The organism is Aquitalea magnusonii (genome assembly GCF_003202035.1).
In the GTDB taxonomy this organism is placed as follows: domain Bacteria; phylum Pseudomonadota; class Gammaproteobacteria; order Burkholderiales; family Chromobacteriaceae; genus Aquitalea; species Aquitalea magnusonii.
In genome coordinates, this window is sequence record NZ_QJKC01000043.1 from 1 (window position 1) to 1,840 (window position 1,840).

General features: G+C 54.7%; 2 protein-coding genes. Both read left to right on the forward strand.

Annotated elements, in window-relative coordinates; translation table 11 throughout:
- Positions 1-280: 280 nt before the first annotated feature.
- Entirely contained in the window at positions 281-1,273 is a 993-nt protein-coding gene (locus DFR38_RS20735) for a replication initiation factor domain-containing protein (protein ID WP_146216034.1), read from the forward strand.
- 149 nt (positions 1,274-1,422) lie between these two features.
- On the forward strand, positions 1,423-1,755 hold the full coding sequence (locus DFR38_RS20740; protein ID WP_110313883.1) for a hypothetical protein: 333 nt from the start codon (positions 1,423-1,425) through the stop codon (positions 1,753-1,755).
- The last annotated feature ends 85 nt before the right edge of the window (positions 1,756-1,840 follow it).

A 1,840-nucleotide genomic window follows, 5' to 3' on the forward strand; every position in this document is an offset into this window, starting at 1 on the left:
CAAGGGATGAGGCGGAGGCCGCAGCTCGCGCGGACGGATGGGGCTCTGCCCCACGGCAAGCGCGAGAACGGGCGAGCACTCACCCTTGACGCTGACTCGCCCCCAATGCTCCGGGCTGGTGGTCAGGTGGTTTTATCGCCTGACCGCCTGCCTAGCGGCGAGCGCGGGGTTCGGGGCAGCGCCCCGGTGGGCTTGTCTTAAATTCAACAAGTCGAACGGACGAAAAAAAACCCGGATTCGCGGTCCGGGTTCCTTCAAACACAACACGAGGGATTGACTCGTGCATGATCATTTTAGCTTACCGCCGGGCGGCAACAAACCCCCGGCCTGTAATACGGGGGTTAATTCCCTCTCAGGGGCTAGACTCTCCCCGTCTTGGGGGCTTGATTGGCTTCGCCTTTCCTTCCCGGAATCTGACGTCCATTTCCTTACTGAAAGCCTTGTGGCTTCTGGTTTTTATCCTTCTCCGTCTCGTGGAAAACATGGTTATACGCGGGGGTATGAATTCCGTGATGACCCGCTTTCGACGGGTGAAGCTACTTGCTTCATCTGGTGGGGCGGGGATGCTATGCAATCGAAAGCCACGATTGAGGTTCCCGGCTCCTCATCAGAAACGCTGTTTCTGGCCCTTTCTCGGCTCTCTGTGGCGTTTTCTGTTCGTCGGGTAGACCTTCGTATCGATTACGATGGCGTGGCCTTCCTGACCGGTCAGGACGCCATTGTGAACGTTCTTGAGAACTGGCCTTACCGTGGGATCACTCCGAAATATCACAAGATTGACGACATGGGACAGGGTACTGGTTCTACGCTTTACGTCGGCTCTCGTTCGGGTTCTTGCCTGATTCGGTGGTATGAAAAAGGTCTGCAAATGCGTGACCCAATGCGCCCAAACTGGTGCCGTTTTGAGGTCGAACTGAAGCCGAAGAAGTTCGAACAAGGGCTTATTATGTGGGCCATGTTGGTTCACGGAAAGCGTGACCAGCTGGCTCGTTCCGGTTTTTCTGCCGCCTTTCTCCCCTACTTCGTTTCTGCTGAAAACGCTGACAAAATCATTATTCCGCCTGAGCAAAAAGTTCGTGATTTTGACGGTCGAATTGATGTCATGGTCACACAATACGGCGGTCTTATCGGGGAGATGCTCCAGCGGTCTGGCGGGGATTGGACAGGTGTTTCTGACATGCTTAAACGCGCTTTTCAACGTAAGGCTGAGGTGCTTTCCCTGGCATCTAAACGGCCTATTTCCGACCTGGACGAACAGGAAATTCCATACTGACCCCAATGGGGTCATGACCCAAATGGGGTCACGATGATTTCCAATTTCTGACTATCACCAAATTGGTGATAGTCCCCATGCCCTTAGTCGTTGACAAGGGCATTTTTTACGCCCAATATCCTTCAAATGACTCTAGATAGGTACTAATCATGGATGAAAAATTGACCAAAGTTCGGAGTGAGGAAGTCAGGGTCAAGTTTTTGCCTGATATGAAAAAGCGTGTTGATCGCATTGCGGCCATGCATGGCACGCCTGCGGCTACGTGGTGTCACCACGTAATTGCTCAGGCTGTTGTCGCTTTCGAGCGTCAGATGCAGATCCAGAATCGCACTCAAGAATCGATGGTTCAGGCATTCATCGACATGGCTGGTCCTGAGTTGATGAAGCACCTTGAGAACCTCGACGCGCAGGATGCAGGCGGAGGAACCGAAGGCCCGCAAGGGCCTGAGGCATCTGGGGCGGAAGGCGGGGTCAAGGGATGAGGCGGAGGCCGCAGCTCGCGCGGACGGATGGGGCTCTGCCCCACGGCAAGCGCGAGAACGGGCGAGCACTCACCCTTGACGCTGA